Origin of the sequence: Lysinibacillus sp. NPDC048646 (genome assembly GCF_050272295.1) — a bacterium.
Classification (GTDB): Bacteria; Bacillota; Bacilli; order Bacillales_A; family Planococcaceae; genus Lysinibacillus.
Map to the genome: position 1 here is coordinate 1 of NZ_JBNNLZ010000010.1, position 15,930 is coordinate 15,930.

Annotated in this window: 15 protein-coding genes, 1 rRNA gene, 1 pseudogene and 1 riboswitch; of the genes and pseudogenes, 16 read left to right on the forward strand and 1 reads right to left on the reverse strand. The window is 40.1% G+C overall.

Annotation, left to right across the window (positions count from 1 at the left end; genetic code table 11):
• From rrf to purD, 15 genes are all read left to right on the forward strand, one after another.
• Positions 1-95: ribosomal RNA gene (gene rrf / locus ACQKII_RS12385) — 5S ribosomal RNA — on the forward strand; the annotation flags it as partial.
• 180 nt (positions 96-275) lie between these two features.
• Positions 276-680, forward strand: a complete 405-nt coding sequence (locus ACQKII_RS12390; protein ID WP_427459628.1) for an HIT family protein — start codon at positions 276-278, stop codon at positions 678-680.
• 270 nt (positions 681-950) lie between these two features.
• Positions 951-1,145: an NETI motif-containing protein gene (locus ACQKII_RS12395; RefSeq protein ID WP_427459630.1), complete on the forward strand. Its 195-nt coding sequence runs from the start codon at positions 951-953 to the stop codon at positions 1,143-1,145.
• A 93-nt stretch (positions 1,146-1,238) separates the two neighbouring features.
• Positions 1,239-1,337: riboswitch (purine riboswitch) on the forward strand.
• A gap of 213 nt (positions 1,338-1,550) precedes the next feature.
• Positions 1,551-2,039: a 5-(carboxyamino)imidazole ribonucleotide mutase gene (gene purE, locus ACQKII_RS12400; protein ID WP_131522010.1), complete on the forward strand. Its 489-nt coding sequence runs from the start codon at positions 1,551-1,553 to the stop codon at positions 2,037-2,039.
• Positions 2,036-3,160: a 5-(carboxyamino)imidazole ribonucleotide synthase gene (gene purK, locus ACQKII_RS12405; RefSeq protein ID WP_427459631.1), complete on the forward strand. Its 1,125-nt coding sequence runs from the start codon at positions 2,036-2,038 to the stop codon at positions 3,158-3,160. The genes purE and purK overlap by 4 nt, the downstream gene beginning before the upstream one ends.
• Positions 3,161-3,173: 13 nt before the next feature.
• Complete coding sequence (gene purB, locus ACQKII_RS12410; RefSeq protein WP_427459632.1) at positions 3,174-4,469, forward strand: adenylosuccinate lyase; 1,296 nt, start codon at positions 3,174-3,176, stop codon at positions 4,467-4,469.
• 135 nt (positions 4,470-4,604) lie between these two features.
• Positions 4,605-5,315, forward strand: a complete 711-nt coding sequence (purC, locus tag ACQKII_RS12415) for a phosphoribosylaminoimidazolesuccinocarboxamide synthase (RefSeq protein ID WP_427459634.1) — start codon at positions 4,605-4,607, stop codon at positions 5,313-5,315.
• 2 nt (positions 5,316-5,317) lie between these two features.
• A complete protein-coding gene (gene purS / locus ACQKII_RS12420; protein ID WP_143996284.1) occupies positions 5,318-5,566 on the forward strand; it encodes a phosphoribosylformylglycinamidine synthase subunit PurS in 249 nt (82 codons plus the stop codon).
• A gap of 2 nt (positions 5,567-5,568) precedes the next feature.
• Positions 5,569-6,252 (forward strand): phosphoribosylformylglycinamidine synthase subunit PurQ, encoded by a 684-nt coding sequence (purQ, locus tag ACQKII_RS12425; protein WP_143996283.1) that lies wholly within the window; start codon positions 5,569-5,571, stop codon positions 6,250-6,252.
• Positions 6,239-8,473 carry a phosphoribosylformylglycinamidine synthase subunit PurL gene (gene purL / locus ACQKII_RS12430; RefSeq protein ID WP_427459637.1) on the forward strand — a complete coding sequence of 745 codons (2,235 nt, stop codon included), beginning with the start codon at positions 6,239-6,241 and terminating at the stop codon, positions 8,471-8,473. The genes purQ and purL overlap by 14 nt, the downstream gene beginning before the upstream one ends.
• Complete coding sequence (gene purF, locus ACQKII_RS12435; protein WP_143996281.1) at positions 8,449-9,873, forward strand: amidophosphoribosyltransferase; 1,425 nt, start codon at positions 8,449-8,451, stop codon at positions 9,871-9,873. The genes purL and purF overlap by 25 nt, the downstream gene beginning before the upstream one ends.
• Before the next feature lie 130 nt (positions 9,874-10,003).
• A complete protein-coding gene (gene purM, locus ACQKII_RS12440; RefSeq protein ID WP_427459639.1) occupies positions 10,004-11,059 on the forward strand; it encodes a phosphoribosylformylglycinamidine cyclo-ligase in 1,056 nt (351 codons plus the stop codon).
• The gene (gene purN / locus ACQKII_RS12445; RefSeq protein WP_427459640.1) at positions 11,059-11,628 is read left to right on the forward strand and encodes a phosphoribosylglycinamide formyltransferase; all 570 of its coding nucleotides are present in this window, start codon (positions 11,059-11,061) and stop codon (positions 11,626-11,628) included. Before purM ends, purN begins: the two co-directional genes overlap by 1 nt.
• A 192-nt stretch (positions 11,629-11,820) precedes the next feature.
• On the forward strand, positions 11,821-13,347 hold the full coding sequence (purH, locus tag ACQKII_RS12450) for a bifunctional phosphoribosylaminoimidazolecarboxamide formyltransferase/IMP cyclohydrolase (RefSeq protein WP_427459642.1): 1,527 nt from the start codon (positions 11,821-11,823) through the stop codon (positions 13,345-13,347).
• 341 nt (positions 13,348-13,688) lie between these two features.
• Positions 13,689-14,945, forward strand: a complete 1,257-nt coding sequence (purD, locus tag ACQKII_RS12455; protein WP_427459644.1) for a phosphoribosylamine--glycine ligase — start codon at positions 13,689-13,691, stop codon at positions 14,943-14,945.
• A gap of 134 nt (positions 14,946-15,079) precedes the next feature.
• Here the strand turns inward: purD and ACQKII_RS12460 are convergent, their stop codons facing one another.
• Entirely contained in the window at positions 15,080-15,502 is a 423-nt protein-coding gene (locus tag ACQKII_RS12460) for a hypothetical protein (protein ID WP_427459645.1), read from the reverse strand.
• 200 nt (positions 15,503-15,702) lie between these two features.
• Between ACQKII_RS12460 and ACQKII_RS12465 the strand changes: the two are divergent.
• A pseudogene (locus ACQKII_RS12465) lies at positions 15,703-15,904 on the forward strand (urocanate hydratase); the annotation flags it as partial.
• Positions 15,905-15,930: the final 26 nt, after the last annotated feature.

A 15,930-nucleotide genomic window follows, 5' to 3' on the forward strand; every position in this document is an offset into this window, starting at 1 on the left:
GTCACACCCGTTCCCATACCGAACACGGAAGTTAAGCTCTTTAGCGCCGATGGTAGTTGGGGGCTTCCCCCTGTGAGAGTAGGACGTCGCTAGGCAAACCGTAAAAGTCGAGGATTTATTTCTCGGCTTTTTTTGTTTTATGAATTTCTATAAATTATTTCTACCCAAAAGTTAATGGTACAATAAGTAAAATCCTTATATAATTTCCTTCCTTCTTTTCGAATCCTAATCATAAAATTCAAAAGCCTTATTCTTATGTAAATAGGGGTGAAGCCATGGAGTTATGTATATTTTGTGAGATTATTTCGAAGGTAGAGAAAGCCTTTATAATTTATGAAAATGATTTTGTTTGTTGCTTCTTAGACAAGTTTCCAATAAATAAAGGTCATGTATTAGTCGTTCCCAAAAAACATTATCAAGAATTCAGTGATGTAGACTCACAGAGTCTATCAGAAGTTATACTCACTGCTCAAAAAATTTCCATACTACTGGAAAAGCTATTAATTACTGATGGTATAACGAGTATGCAAAATAATGGGATTTTCAAAGATGTTGAACATTATCATATGCATATAATTCCACGTTTTAATGGCGATGGTTTTTCTTGGATTGAACCAGAGATAGTTGTAAGAGAAGATGAATTTGAAATGCTAACAATAAAATTGCGAAATTTATTGTAGTGCAATAGAAAGATTTTCATTGATTTATCTGATTTACAATTTGTGCTTGCCGTAAATTTTTTTAGTTGTTGATATAGAAAATGAATGATTCTGTACCAATAGAAATTCTCATGTCTTCACATCCTAGAAATATCTAGCCCTTTTCGTTCGAATTTTTTGCGATAATACTAATTGTTACAAAATCGTGTATTCCTGAAATGTCATATCAGGGTATAATGAATTTCAAGCGAGGAAGAATATTAAAGATAAGTGATTGGAAGGAAGAATAATTTGGGGAAAAAGCAAATTTGGTATGAAGTAGAAGAAAATGAAACGATTGACGAATGCCTGACGAGAATGCGTCAAGATGGTTATCTAGCGATGGGAAGAAAAGAGGAACCACTTTTTCATATAGTAGATGGAGAACCAACTTATTTACGTCAAAAAATACAATTTAAAGCGATGTTGTGTCAAGAATTTGAATGAATTTGACTTAAAACCGAACAATATTAATTGGTGAAAATAAAACGTTCGCATTTTTACATTGACGATAGTGTTTTCACTTGTTAAAATGTGATAAGGAAAAACAATTAAATCCCTCATATATGCTAGAGGATTGGCTCTAGTGTTTCTACCCGGCACCGTAAATGCTGGACTATGCGGGAAAGCAACTTTTGGCATGTTACGGGAAGGTGTGTGTACAGATGTGTAAATCTGCATATTCTTTTCATAATAAGTCCTCAAGTAAGCTGCTTTCGCGTGTACTGTAGAGAGTAGTTTATTTGAGGATTTTCTTTGTGGACAAAAGTAAAGAAATGCAGTGGCTATTGAATAATAGAGGCTTGCACAAAAATCGATCATTTTTCTATCGTTTAAAAGGAGCGACAATTCATGAATCCGAAAATCGGTGTCATTATGGGTAGTTCAAGTGACTGGGAAACAATGAAGCATGCATGTGATATTTTAGATGAATTACAAGTACCGTACGAGAAAAAGGTAGTATCCGCACATCGTACTCCTGATTTAATGTTTGAATACGCAGAAGCAGCACGTGAGCGAGGCATTCAAGTAATTATTGCAGGTGCTGGCGGTGCGGCACATTTACCAGGGATGGTAGCAGCAAAAACAACGTTACCAGTTATTGGTGTACCTGTACAATCTCGTGCGCTTAATGGGCTTGATTCACTATTATCTATTGTCCAAATGCCAGGTGGTGTTCCTGTAGCAACTGTTGCGATTGGTAAAGCAGGGGCGACGAACGCAGGTTTGCTGGCAGCGCAAATTTTGTCGACAACTGATGTAGAGCTTGCTAACAAACTAGATGCTAGACGCGAGGCGACGAAGCAACAGGTATTAGAAAGCACAGGTGACTTAGTGTGACAAAAATTATTTATCCCGGACAAACGATCGGTATAATCGGTGGGGGACAACTTGGTCGTATGATGGCACTTGCTGCAAAGGAAGCTGGCTTTAAAATTGCAGTACTAGAACCTACAATGGATTCGCCTTGTGGACAGGTTGCAGATATTCGGATTGTGGCACCGTATGATGATGAGTCAGCATTAGAGGAACTTGCAGAAGTAAGTGATGTTATCACGTATGAGTTCGAGAATATTGATTATGACGGCTTAAAGCGTTTGACTCAAATGGCTTATGTACCACAAGGAGCAGAATTAGTTCGCATTACACAAAATCGTGTAACAGAGAAAGCTGCGATCGTGAACGCGGGTTGTCCAGTAGCACCTTACGTAGTGGCTGGGACATATGAAGAGCTAGTAGCCAATATCGATACCATTGGATATCCTTGCATTGTGAAAACAGCAAGAGGTGGTTATGACGGCAAAGGACAGCAACTTCTAAAATCAGCAATAGACCTACCGTTAGCGGAAGAGCTTTTCGCACATTCACAGTGCATTGCTGAGGGGTTTGTACCGTTCGTAAAAGAGGTATCTGTCATTGTACAACGGAATGGTGATGGGGAATCGTATTGTCAGCCAGTTGGTGAGAATATTCATGTGCATCATATTTTACATGAAACAATTGTACCAGCGCGTATCAAAGATGAGACAGCATTAGCAGCTGAACGAGAAGCTTTGAAAATTGCAGATACCCTTAATTTAGTAGGGACATTGGCGGTAGAAATGTTCGTTTTAGAGGATGGTGGCATTATTATTAATGAATTGGCACCAAGACCTCATAATTCAGGCCACTATTCAATAGAAGCATGTAATGTATCACAATTCCATCAGCATATTCGTGCTGTTTGTGGTTGGCCGTTGCGCAAGCCACAACTATGGGCACCATCAATTATGGTGAATGTTTTAGGGCAGCACGTGATGCCACTAAGTAACTCAATTGCAAAATATCCTGATTGGTCATTGCATCTTTATGGGAAAGCTGAAGCTAAGGTGAACCGTAAGATGGGCCACGTAACGATTATGACAAAAGATTTGGAACATACTTTAAAAGAAATCGAGCATTCTGGCATTTGGTCAGAATAGAAGGAGATACGCAATGATTGAACGTTACACAAGACCCGAAATGGGTGCAATTTGGACAGAACAAAATAAATACCAAGCTTGGTTAGAGGTTGAAATTTTAGCATGCGAGTCTTGGGCAGAAATAGGCGATATTCCTAAGGAGGATGTAGCTAAAATTCGTGAGAATGCTTCATTTGATGTAGATCGTATTTTAGAAATTGAGAAAGAAACACGCCATGACGTAGTAGCCTTTACGCGTGCAGTTTCCGAAACGCTAGGTGATGAACGTAAATGGGTACACTATGGCCTAACTTCGACGGACGTAGTTGATACAGCACTTTCTTATATTATTAAACAAGCGAATGACATTTTACGACAAGATATTGTGAACTTTATTGATATTATTGCGGTGAAAGCAAAAGAGCATAAGCATACGGTTATGATGGGTCGCACACATGGTGTTCATGCAGAACCAACAACTTTTGGTTTAAAGCTTGGCTTATGGTATGAAGAAATGAAACGTAACCTAGAACGTTTTGACGCAGCATCGAAAGTGATTGAAACTGGGAAAATGTCTGGAGCAGTTGGCACATATGCAAATATTGACCCACGTGTTGAACAATATGTTTGTGACAAATTAGGCTTGGCTGCATCTCTGATTTCAACACAAACACTACAGCGTGATCGCCATGCACAATATTTAGGAGCATTAGCATTAGTTGCAACGTCCATTGAAAAATTCGCAACTGAAATTCGCGGGTTGCAAAAATCCGAAACACGAGAAGTAGAAGAAGCTTTTGCAAAAGGACAAAAGGGTTCATCTGCAATGCCGCATAAGCGCAATCCAATCGGTTCTGAAAATATGGTTGGTATGTCACGTTTAATGCGTGGTTATATGGTAACAGCTTATGAAAATGTAGCACTATGGCATGAGCGTGATATTTCACATTCATCTGCTGAGCGTGTGATTTTACCGGATGCGACCATTACACTGAACTATATGTTAAATCGTTTTGGTAACATCGTGAAAAATTTAACAGTATTCCCTGAAAACATGAAACGTAATATGGGTAGCACATTCGGGCTGATTTACTCTCAACGCATTTTATTGACACTAATCGATAAAGGCTTAGTGCGCGAAGAAGCGTATGATACAGTACAGCCATTAGCAATGCAGGCATGGGACGAGCAAGTTCAATTCCGTACGTTAGTCGATGCAAGTGAAAAAATTACATCGTATTTAACGAAGGAAGAATTGGATGAGTGCTTTGACTATAACTATCACTTACAGCATGTAGACATGATTTTTGAACGTCTTGGACTAAACTAACTTTTATTCAATCAGTAGACTAAATAAAGTTAGAGCCGTTGACGGATGTTACGGATTTTGAATTGCCTGTACGATTCAAAATCCGAACATCAATACGTCGAGGCGTATTTCATAATAATCTGGGGGAATGACGAAATGAATAAAGATCAACTTTTGTATGAAGGTAAAGCAAAAAAATTGTATGCAACCGAGGAGCCCAATGTACTCCTAGTTGAATACAAGGATAGTGCAACAGCATTTAATGGTGAGAAAAAAGAAGAAATCGCAGGAAAAGGCGTATTAAATAACCGCATTACTTCATTAATTTTCGAAAAATTACAAGCAAACGGAATTGCGTCACATTTCGTAAAACAATTGTCTGATACAGAACAACTTGTGAAAAGGGTCGAAATTATTCCAATCGAGGTCGTAGTACGTAATATTGCGGCTGGTAGCTTAGCTAAACGTCTTGGCTTTGAAGAAGGCACACCATTAAAGCGTCCAATCGTTGAATTCTATTATAAAGACGACGACCTAGGCGATCCGTTTATTACAACGGAGCATATTGATGTACTTGAACTTGCAACACCCGAAGAAGTAACAGCTATGTATGAAGGCGCATTAGCTGTTAACAAAGTATTGCAACCAATATTCGCAGCTGTGAACGTTACTTTAATTGATTTTAAATTAGAGTTTGGACGTGACACAAATGGAGATGTACTTCTGGCAGATGAGATCTCTCCAGATACATGCAGATTGTGGGATGCAGAAACAAAACAAAAGTTGGACAAAGATGTCTTTCGTCGGGACCTTGGTAATTTAACTGAAGTATATACTATTATTCTTTCTAGACTCGGAGGCAAATAACAATGAAAAAAGTTAAAATTTACGTAACATTACGTGAGAGTATTCTAGATCCACAAGGTTCGGCAGTACAAGGTTCTTTAGCAAAAATGGGTTACGGTGAAGTAGAAGAATTACGTATTGGTAAATATCTAGAGCTTACAATCAGTGATTCAGCGCGCGATATAGACACGTTAGTAAAAGAAATGTGTGAAAAAGTTTTAACGAATGTAGTAATTGAAGATTACCGTTACGAAGTCGGGGAGGCTAACTAATCATGAAATTCGCAGTACTCGTATTCCCTGGGTCAAACTGTGACATCGATATGTATCATGCGATTAAAGATGAACTAGGTGAAGAAGTAGAATATGTATGGCATACAGAAACGGATTTAAGTAGCTTTGACGGCATTTTAGTACCAGGTGGTTTCTCTTATGGTGACTACTTACGTTGTGGTGCAATGGCAAACCAATCAAACATTATGGCGGAGGTTAAAAAGGCAGCAGATGCTGGAAAACCTGTGTTGGGTGTATGTAATGGATTCCAGATTCTAACAGAAGCAGGTTTATTGCCTGGTGCATTACTTCGTAACAAAAACTTAAAATTCATGTGCCGTACAATCCAGCTTAAAGTTGAAAACAACAATACATTATTCACAAATCAATATGAGCAAGGTCAAGTAATCAATATTCCAATCGCCCACGGTGAAGGTAACTATTACTGTGACGAGGAAACATTACAAAAACTAAAAGATAACAATCAAATCGTGTTCACATATTCAGGAGAAAATCCAAACGGTTCTTTAGCAGATATCGCAGGGATTATTAACGAGCGCGGCAATGTATTAGGTATGATGCCACACCCAGAACGGGCTGTAGATGCACTTGTGGGCGGAGCAGACGGTCTAGCAGTATTTAAATCAATTGTGAAGCAGTGGAGGGAAAATCATGTCAACAACTAAGTTTGAGCCAACAGCACAGCAAATTAAAGATGAAAAGCTATACGCTGGTATGGGGATGTCAGACGAAGAATTTGCAATGGTAGAAGGTATTTTAGGTCGACTGCCAAACTGGACAGAGACAGGTCTTTTCTCAGTAATGTGGTCTGAGCACTGCTCATACAAAAACTCAAAACCAGTATTACGTAAATTCCCTACGAAAGGTCCTCAAGTATTACAAGGTCCTGGTGAAGGTGCGGGTATCGTAGACATCGGTGATGAGCAAGCGGTTGTATTTAAAATGGAATCACATAACCATCCATCTGCGATTGAACCTTATCAAGGTGCAGCAACTGGTGTTGGTGGTATTATCCGTGACGTATTCTCAATGGGTGCACGCCCGATTGCAATGTTGAACTCTTTACGTTTTGGCGAATTGAAGTCAGCGCGCGGTAAATATTTATTTGAAGAAGTTGTTGCTGGTATCGCCGGTTACGGTAACTGTATTGGGATTCCCACTGTAGGTGGCGAAATTCAATTTGACCCTTGCTATGAAGGAAATCCACTTGTTAATGCTATGTGTGTTGGTTTAATCGACCATAAAGATATTCAACGTGGTATCGCTGCTGGGGTTGGCAATACAGTCATGTACGTTGGCGCGAAAACGGGGCGTGATGGTATCCACGGTGCGACATTCGCATCTGAAGAATTAACGGAAGACTCAGAAGACAAACGCCCAGCGGTTCAAGTTGGCGATCCATTTATGGAAAAGCTTTTGCTGGAAGCATGTCTAGAGGTTGTGAAATCTGACGCACTTGTTGGTATTCAAGATATGGGTGCAGCTGGTCTTACGTCATCATCTGCTGAAATGGCTTCAAAGGCTGGCTCAGGTGTAGAGATGAATCTAGACTTAGTGCCGCAAAGAGAAACAGGTATGACAGCTTACGAAATGATGTTATCCGAATCTCAGGAACGTATGTTATTAGTTGTGAAAAAAGGTCGCGAAGATGAAATTAAAGCGATTTTCGAAAAATATGATTTAGATGCAGTAGCTATTGGTGTCGTTACAGATGACAAAATGCTTCGTTTACTTCACAACGGTGAAGTTGTGGCAAATGTGCCGGCGGATGCACTTGCAGAAGATGCACCAGTCTACTATAAACCATCTGCTGAGCCTGTTTACTATGCAGAGTTCCAAGCAATTGAAAACACTGAACCAGTCGTAAATGATTACCAAGAGACGTTAAATGCACTTTTAAAAGCACCAACTGTTGCTTCTAAAGAATGGGTTTACGATCAATATGATTACCAAGTACGAACGTCAACTGTCGTTGCTCCAGGTTCAGATGCTGCAGTTATTCGTGTACGCGGCACAAACAAGGGTCTGGCAATGACAACAGACTGTAACTCTCGCTACATTTACCTTGACCCAGAAGTGGGTGGTGCGATTGCAGTAGCAGAAGCAGCTCGTAACATTGTAGCAACTGGTGGTACACCACTTGCAATTACAGACTGTTTAAACTTCGGTAATCCAGAGAAACCAGAAATCTTCTGGCAAATTGAAAAATCAGCGGATGGTATCTCAGCAGCTTGTACAGCACTGAATGCACCCGTAATCGGTGGTAACGTATCACTTTATAACGAGCGTTCTGGTGAAGCTGTTTACCCAACACCAACAATCGGGATGGTTGGTCTTATTGAAGACCTAGCACATGTGACTACACAAGAAGTGAAGGCTGCTGGCGATGTTGTCTTTGTTATCGGTGATACAAAAACTGAATTCGGTGGATCAGAGCTTCAAAAATTATTAAATAATGGTGTTATCTCAGGAAAAGCACCCACTATTGACTTAGAGGTTGAAGCAGCTCGTCAACAAGCCTTACTAAAAGCAATTAAAGCTGGACTTGTACAATCTGCACATGATGTGGCGGAAGGCGGTCTTGCAGTAGCGATTGCTGAAACAACATTTGGAGCTAATGATTTAGGTGTTGATGTGACATTAACTGGTTCAGCAACAACTGCATTATTCAGTGAAACACAATCTCGTTTTGTAGTAACAGTCAAAGAAGAAAATGCGGCTGCATTTGTTGAGACTGTAAAAGATGCACAAAAAATCGGTGTCGTAACAAACGATGCGCTTGTTAAAATCAACGGGGACAACGGTGTGCTTGTAGAAGGTACAGTGGAGGAATTCCGTTCTAATTGGAAAGGAGCAATCCCATGCTTGCTGAACTCAGAGGCTTAAACGAAGAATGTGGGGTGTTTGGTATTTGGGGGAACCCAAATCCAGCACACCTTAGTTATTACGGGCTACATGCTCTTCAACACCGTGGACAAGAAGGAGCTGGTATCGTCGTTTCTGACGGTCAGCACCTTCGCGCGGTGAAAGGCGAAGGACTAGTTAATGATGTATTTAATGAAGATAAATTAAAGGCAGTCGACGGTAAAGCTGCTATTGCACATGTCCGTTACACAACTGCTGGTGGTGGCGGTATCGAAAATGTTCAGCCATTACTATTCCATTCATCAACTGGTAGCCTTTCAATTGCTCATAACGGTAACTTAGTCAATGCGACTCACTTAAAACAATATTTAGAGCGTCAAGGCAGTATTTTTCATTCTAGCTCTGATACAGAAGTGCTGGCGCATCTTATTAAGAAAAGCTCGCATTCACCATTCCGTGCAAAGGTGAAAAATGCCCTGTCATTATTAAAGGGTGCGTATTCATTCTTAATAATGACAAAAGATGAAATGCTTGTTGCACGTGATCCACATGGTTTACGTCCGCTTTCTCTAGGAAAGCTTGGAGATGGTTGGGTCGTTGCTTCTGAAACTTGCGCGTTCGATTTAATCGGTGCTGAGTTTGTTCGTTCTGTTGAACCAGGTGAATTGTTAATTATTAACGATGAGGGCGTGAAGTCTGATCGTTTCGCTGATATGGAAAATCGTGCAATGTGTGCAATGGAATATGTGTACTTAGCACGTCCCGATTCTGATATTGATGGCATTAATGTCCATATGGCACGTAAACGTATGGGGAAACAGCTTGCACGTGAATGTGCACATATTGAAGCTGATGTAGTAACAGGTGTTCCAGATTCTAGTATTTCTGCGGCAATTGGTTTCGCTGAAGAAAGTGGAATTCCATATGAGTTAGGCTTGATTAAAAACCGCTATGTAGGTCGTACATTTATTCAGCCAACTCAGGAATTACGTGAACGCGGTGTGAAAATGAAGCTTTCACCTGTTGTGCAAGTCGTAAAAGGCAAACGAGTAGTGATGGTTGATGATTCAATCGTTCGGGGTACAACATCACGTCGTATCGTAAAGATGTTAAAGGATGCAGGTGCATCAGAGGTGCATGTTGTGATTTCTTCGCCACCAATGACTGACCCTTGTTATTACGGTATTGACACTTCCACACATGAGGAATTAATTGCGTCTAGTCATAATGTCGATGAAATTCGTGAAGCTATTGGGGCAGATTCTCTTACATTTCTTTCAGTTGAAGGAACGGTGGAGACTATCGCACGACCATATGATGATGAAAATCGTGGCCTTTGCTTAGCATGCTTTACAAGCAAATATCCAACTGAAATTTTCCCTGATACAATCTTACCGCATGAAAAAGAACTACTACGTTAAGGTTATGTACAAGCAATCTAAACAAGCCTTTAGCAGATGTCACAGTTGACTATTGTATGATAGCGAAGTAATAGCTACGAATACTGAGCTAAAAGCTAAGGCGTATTTGATTAAAAGGAGGATCTTTTGCATGTCAAAAGCATATGAACAAGCAGGTGTAAATATTGAAGCGGGCTATGAAGCCGTTAAACGAATGAAGTCTCACGTTGAGCGTACGAACCGTCTAGGTGTAATGGGTACGTTCGGTGGCTTTGGCGGTATGTTTGACTTGTCAGAACTAAATCTACAAGAACCTGTTCTTATTTCAGGTACTGATGGTGTTGGGACAAAATTAAAATTAGCATTTATGGTAGACAAGCACGATACAATTGGTGTGGACTGTGTTGCAATGTGTGTAAACGATATCGTAGCGCAAGGTGCTGAACCACTGTATTTCTTAGATTATGTGGCACTTGGTAAGGCAGAGCCTGCGAAAATTGAACAAATTGTTAAAGGTGTAGCAGATGGTTGTGTGCAATCTGGTGCTGCATTAATCGGTGGAGAAACTGCTGAGATGCCAGGCCTATACGAGGAAGACGAGTACGATTTAGCAGGATTTGCAGTAGGTGCTTGCGAAAAATCAGCAATTATAACAGGCGAAAAAATCGTAGAAGGTGACGTACTTGTGGGTCTTGCTTCAAGCGGTGTGCATTCCAATGGTTATTCATTAGTTCGTAAAATTGTCTTTGCTGATAATGATCTTGCAGTTAATGCTGTTGTTGAAGGTTACGAAGACCTTGGTCCAATCGGTGAAGCGCTATTAGTGCCAACAAAGTTATATGCAAAACCAGTACTTGCAGCTTTAAAGGCAGCAGATGTACACGGTTGTGCGCATGTAACAGGTGGTGGCTTTTATGAAAACTTACCGCGTATGATGCCAGAAGGTTTAGCAACTGAAATCGACTTAGGTTCTTGGCCAGTTCTTCGTATTTTTGAATTCCTAAAAGAAAAAGGTCAGCTAGAGGACAAAGATTTATACAATGTCTTCAACATGGGCATTGGTTTTGTTTTAGCAGTACCAGCAGAAGAGGCAGAAAAAGTAATTGCTACTGCACAAGCAAATGGTGAAAGAGCATACAAAATTGGTCGCGTTGTGAAAGGCGAAGGTGTTGTATTTAACGGCACTCATGATGGGAGTTTAGTGTAATGGCTGCAGCTACTAAAATTGCCGTATTTGCTTCAGGCAGCGGCAGTAACTTTCAAGCCATTCAAGAAGCTATTGAAAATGGCGAACTAAATGCCAAGGTCGAGCTTGTTGTCACAGACAAGCCCGGTGCATTTGTTGTATCACGTGCTGAAAAATTTGGTATTCCAGTTCTAGCATTAAATCCGAAAGAGTTTGCATCGAAGGCAGATTACGAGACTGCAATTATCAAAACGTTGCGTGAATGCGGTGTGGAATGGATTGTGCTTGCAGGCTATATGCGCTTAATAAGCGCAGTACTTTTGTCGGCATATCAGCAGCGTATCGTCAATATTCATCCATCATTATTGCCTTCCTTTCCTGGGAAAGATGCAATTGGGCAAGCGATAGAGCATGGTGTCAAAATAACGGGTGTTACGGTGCATTTCGTAGACGAAGGCATGGATACAGGGCCGATTATTGCACAAGCTGCTGTGTCAATGGTAGATGACGATCGTGAGGCAACGGAAACGGCGATTCACAAAGAAGAGCATTTGTTATATACAAAGGCATTACAACAATTATTCAAGTAATAAACCCATTTGAAATAGTAGTTAGGTCGCTGAGAAGATGCGGAGAAATGTTTAATTCTCCGCCCGCTTTACTTCAAGTGGAAGGGATTCTATCTGTAATGATGTTGTTCCATATAGATTTAACTGTGTTCAATTAAGATATGCGAGACATTTTCGTGGCTAAACACGAAATAAAATTAGGAGGATTTCGTTGTGACAAAACGTGCATTAATCAGTGTTTCCAATAAAGATGGTATTTTAGAGTTTGCTAAAGAGTTAGTAGCATTAGGTTATGAAATTTTATCAACTGGTGGTACGAAAAAAATGTTACAAGACAATAATGTTGCTGTAACAGCAGTCGATGAAGTAACAAAATTCCCAGAAATTTTAGATGGTCGTGTGAAAACTTTAAACCCAATGATACACGGTGGTTTATTAGGGAAATTTGACGATGCTTCTCATCAAGCGCAAATGAATGAGCATGGAATTGAACCAATTGAGATTGTATGTGTCAATCTTTACCCGTTCGTTGAAACAATTTCAAAGCCTAATGTAACATGGGATGATGCCATCGAAAATATTGATATCGGTGGTCCAACAATGCTTCGTTCTGCAGCGAAAAACCATCAATATGTTACTGTAATTGTGGATAGCAATGACTATGCAACCGTATTAGAGGAACTACAAGCAAATGGTGCAACAACTATTGAAACACGTCGTAAGCTAGCTGCAAAAGTATTCCGTCACACAGCGGCTTATGATTCATATATCTCAAATCATCTAACAGAAGAAGAATTCCCAGAAAGCTTAACGATGACATATGAGTTAAAACAAAATTTACGCTATGGTGAAAATCCTCATCAAAAAGCGGCGTTCTATCAAAAGCGCCTTGGCTCAGATTTTTCTTTAGCGTATGCAACGCAACTACACGGCAAGGAGTTATCATACAATAATATTCAAGACGGCAATGCAGCACTTCAAATTGTTAAAGAATTTGAAATGCCTACAGCAGTAGCTGTTAAGCATATGAATCCTTGCGGTGTTGGTACGGGCGTGACTATAGAGGAAGCTTTCGACAAAGCTTATGAAGCAGATTCAACATCAATTTTCGGTGGAATCATTGCTTTGAACAAGGAAGTAGATGCAGCAACTGCTGAAAAATTAAGTCATATTTTCTTAGAAATTATTATTGCACCATCATTCTCGCAAGAAGCGCTTGATATTTTAACACAAAAGAAAAATATCCGTCTGTTAACGATTCCTTTCGAGCAAGCGAAACAAGATAAATTGAATGTTGTTTCTGTAGAAGGTGGTCTACTAGTACAAGAGCCAGACCGTTATGGTTTTGCCAATGCAGATATCAAAGTTGTAACAGATCGTGAACCAACTGAACAAGAATGGGAAGCATTACAACTTGGCTGGGTTGTTGTGAAACATGTAAAATCTAATGCTATTGTTGTCACAGATGCGCAAATGACGCTAGGTGTTGGAGCTGGACAAATGAATCGCGTCGGTGCGGCAAAAATTGCATTTGAGCAAGCGGGTGAAAAAGCAAAAGGTGCAGCATTAGCATCTGATGCGTTCTTCCCAATGAGCGATACAGTGGAAGCAGCGGCAGCGGCAGGGATTACGGCGATTATTCAACCAGGTGGTTCTATTAAAGATCAGGATTCAATTAATAAAGCGAATGAATTCGGCATCGCGATGGTATTTACGGGCGTACGTCATTTCAAACATTAATAATAGAAAAGTCGAAGCCGCAAGATAATAGAGATGTTTTCTGCGCGGTATTAAAAAATATACAGACACTTAGACCGAGATGTTGGTTCATCTCGGTCTTACCCTCATTCAGCATAAGACGCTCACTTCTATAAGTGGGAGGTGAATAGAAGCGGTTTTTTTCAGCGAATGTCTATACATATGCTGACTGAAGATAGAGCCTCCGGTGGATATACGAGATTTAGTTGCATTGTACAAGCATAATGCAAATTCTCAATACATCGTTTATTTGCGCGAAAGCAAAGCGTCAGCGGCAAATACGCCAAGGTAAAATTGAATTGTAAGAGGAGGATTTCCTAAAAATGAATGTATTAGTAATCGGAAGCGGCGGTCGAGAGCATGCAATCGCCAAGCAATTTGGTATTTCGCCATCTGTAAATAAAGTTTTTGTAGCTCCTGGAAATGATGGGATGCGTGGTGACGCTGAAGTTGTTGCAATTGACACAATGGATTTTGCGGGACTTGCACAATTTGCAAAGGAAAATGCAATAGATTTAACATTTGTAGGTCCAGAGCAGCCACTCGCTGTAGGTATCGTGGATTTCTTTATTGATCGTGGCTTACGTGTATTTGGCCCCACAAAGGCTGCAGCACAAATCGAAAGTAGTAAATCGTACGCAAAGGATATAATGAATAAATATAATATCCCAACGGCTGTACATGAAACATTTTCAGAAGCAGAAAAGGCTATTGCATACATTAAAGAACAAGGTGCACCAATTGTTATTAAGGCGGACGGTTTGGCCGCTGGTAAAGGTGTAGTTGTAGCCATGACTGAAGAAGAGGCAATTGAAGCAGTTCAGGACATGATTGGAAATCAGCGTTTTGGTGAGTCATCATCTCGCGTTGTCATTGAAGAATTCCTTGATGGGGAAGAGTTTTCATTTATGTCATTCGTCCATAAGGGGCAAATCTATCCAATGGTTATTGCTCAGGATCATAAACGTGCTTATGATGGTGATAAAGGGCCGAATACGGGTGGGATGGGTGCTTATTCACCAGTACCTCAAATCTCACATGAAGTTGTGGACGTAGCGTACAAAACGGTTGTGGAGCCAACTGTTAAAGGTATGGATGCAGATGGTGTATCGTTCACAGGGATTTTATATGCGGGTCTTATTGTAACGAAAAATGGACCAAAAGTGATTGAATTTAATGCGCGTTTTGGTGATCCAGAAACACAAGTTGTGCTACCACGTATGATTTCCGATTTTGGTGCATTTATGACAGCATTAATGGATGAAAAACCGTTTGATTTACAATGGTCAGATGATGCAATGTTAGGTGTTGTAATTGCAGCTGAGGGCTATCCTGGTGATGTGGAAAAAGGAAATGTCTTACCGAACTTAAAGACTTTATCTGCCTCACATGCTGTATACCATGCAGGCACAAAGCTAGTCGATGGAAATTTTGTTGGAAATGGTGGACGTGTCCTACTTGTTGGTGCAAAAGCTCCTACGTTAAAAGAAGCACAAGAAAAAGTTTATGCTGGGATCACAACAGAGGAATGGGCTAACTTTTTCTACCGTAAAGATATCGGTTGGCGTACTTTTAAATAATGGTAGCCAGGCGTTCAATTAAACCTGGTGCATCATGTAAATAAGAAAACTCTTGAAAATTAAAATCAGTGGTTGACGCTTAGTCACTTCATAGTAAAAGCCGTCTCAACTGTAAGTTGAGACGGCTTTTTTGACTAAGAAGGATTTTGTGCTTTATTTGTAGTGCTATTGCTGTCTGAGGCATTTTGTTTTTGAGAAGCACTGTTGTCAGTGGACTTAGCAGCCGAATTAGTATCTGACGACGTATTACCAGAAATAGCAGAGGAGAAATCCTGCATGAGCTTATTGATTTGGTCAGAGGACATAGAATTTTGTCCATTGAACATACTTTGCATAGAGGTGTTCATGGCACTTTGCATATTGGAGCTTAGCAAAGCCTTAGTCGGACAATATTTAAATATCCCTTCGGCCATTTTCATGGCACCTAAAGCAATCATCAATCGACCTTTTGTGCAGTTAGGATTTCGTGACACTCTGGCAATGCCAAATGCAGTCATGCTTGTACCACAGGCAAAACGTGAAAAGGCATTTTTATCACTTAAATTCGCTTGCAACATAAAATTTCCTCCTTTAGTCATAGTGGGAAAAAAGCGGGGTACAACGATTGAAACAAAATGATTGCACAAAGCACTATTGTATGCGTTTATGCAATAGTAGTATGTGTATGATATGAATAACTAAACCTGAATATATATGCTCCAAATGGCAATAAAAGCCGCTTTTTGGTTTTTGTCGGAAAACCTCGTGAAATTACTTGGTTGCAGAAAATCCAGAGGATCTTTGTAGTGTATGGGGGGATTGGAAAGGCTACACGTAACTGTATATGCTATGATGCCATTATAGCATCATTAAAATTTTTAGAGAACGATAAAACTTTTCTCGTACAATCTGAGCCAGTAGGTATTTTCCGTACACACGAAATGGCACCGCGCTTAAAAAATGATAGAAACAATCTCCTAGTTAAATTGAAGGCATTTTTATAGTA

What these genes read in the sequence shown, in the direction of transcription:
- purF (WP_143996281.1), top strand. Translation starts at nt 8,449, where the DNA reads ATGCTTGCTGAACTCAGAGGCTTAAACGAAGAATGTGGGGTGTTTGGT.
- purL (WP_427459637.1), top strand. Translation starts at nt 6,239, where the DNA reads ATGTCAACAACTAAGTTTGAGCCAACAGCACAGCAAATTAAAGATGAA.
- ACQKII_RS12460 (WP_427459645.1), bottom strand. Translation starts at nt 15,502, where the DNA reads ATGTTGCAAGCGAATTTAAGTGATAAAAATGCCTTTTCACGTTTTGCC.
- purQ (WP_143996283.1), top strand. Translation starts at nt 5,569, where the DNA reads ATGAAATTCGCAGTACTCGTATTCCCTGGGTCAAACTGTGACATCGAT.
- purD (WP_427459644.1), top strand. Translation starts at nt 13,689, where the DNA reads ATGAATGTATTAGTAATCGGAAGCGGCGGTCGAGAGCATGCAATCGCC.
- ACQKII_RS12390 (WP_427459628.1), top strand. Translation starts at nt 276, where the DNA reads ATGGAGTTATGTATATTTTGTGAGATTATTTCGAAGGTAGAGAAAGCC.
- purS (WP_143996284.1), top strand. Translation starts at nt 5,318, where the DNA reads ATGAAAAAAGTTAAAATTTACGTAACATTACGTGAGAGTATTCTAGAT.
- purM (WP_427459639.1), top strand. Translation starts at nt 10,004, where the DNA reads ATGTCAAAAGCATATGAACAAGCAGGTGTAAATATTGAAGCGGGCTAT.
- purE (WP_131522010.1), top strand. Translation starts at nt 1,551, where the DNA reads ATGAATCCGAAAATCGGTGTCATTATGGGTAGTTCAAGTGACTGGGAA.
- purB (WP_427459632.1), top strand. Translation starts at nt 3,174, where the DNA reads ATGATTGAACGTTACACAAGACCCGAAATGGGTGCAATTTGGACAGAA.
- purN (WP_427459640.1), top strand. Translation starts at nt 11,059, where the DNA reads ATGGCTGCAGCTACTAAAATTGCCGTATTTGCTTCAGGCAGCGGCAGT.
- purC (WP_427459634.1), top strand. Translation starts at nt 4,605, where the DNA reads ATGAATAAAGATCAACTTTTGTATGAAGGTAAAGCAAAAAAATTGTAT.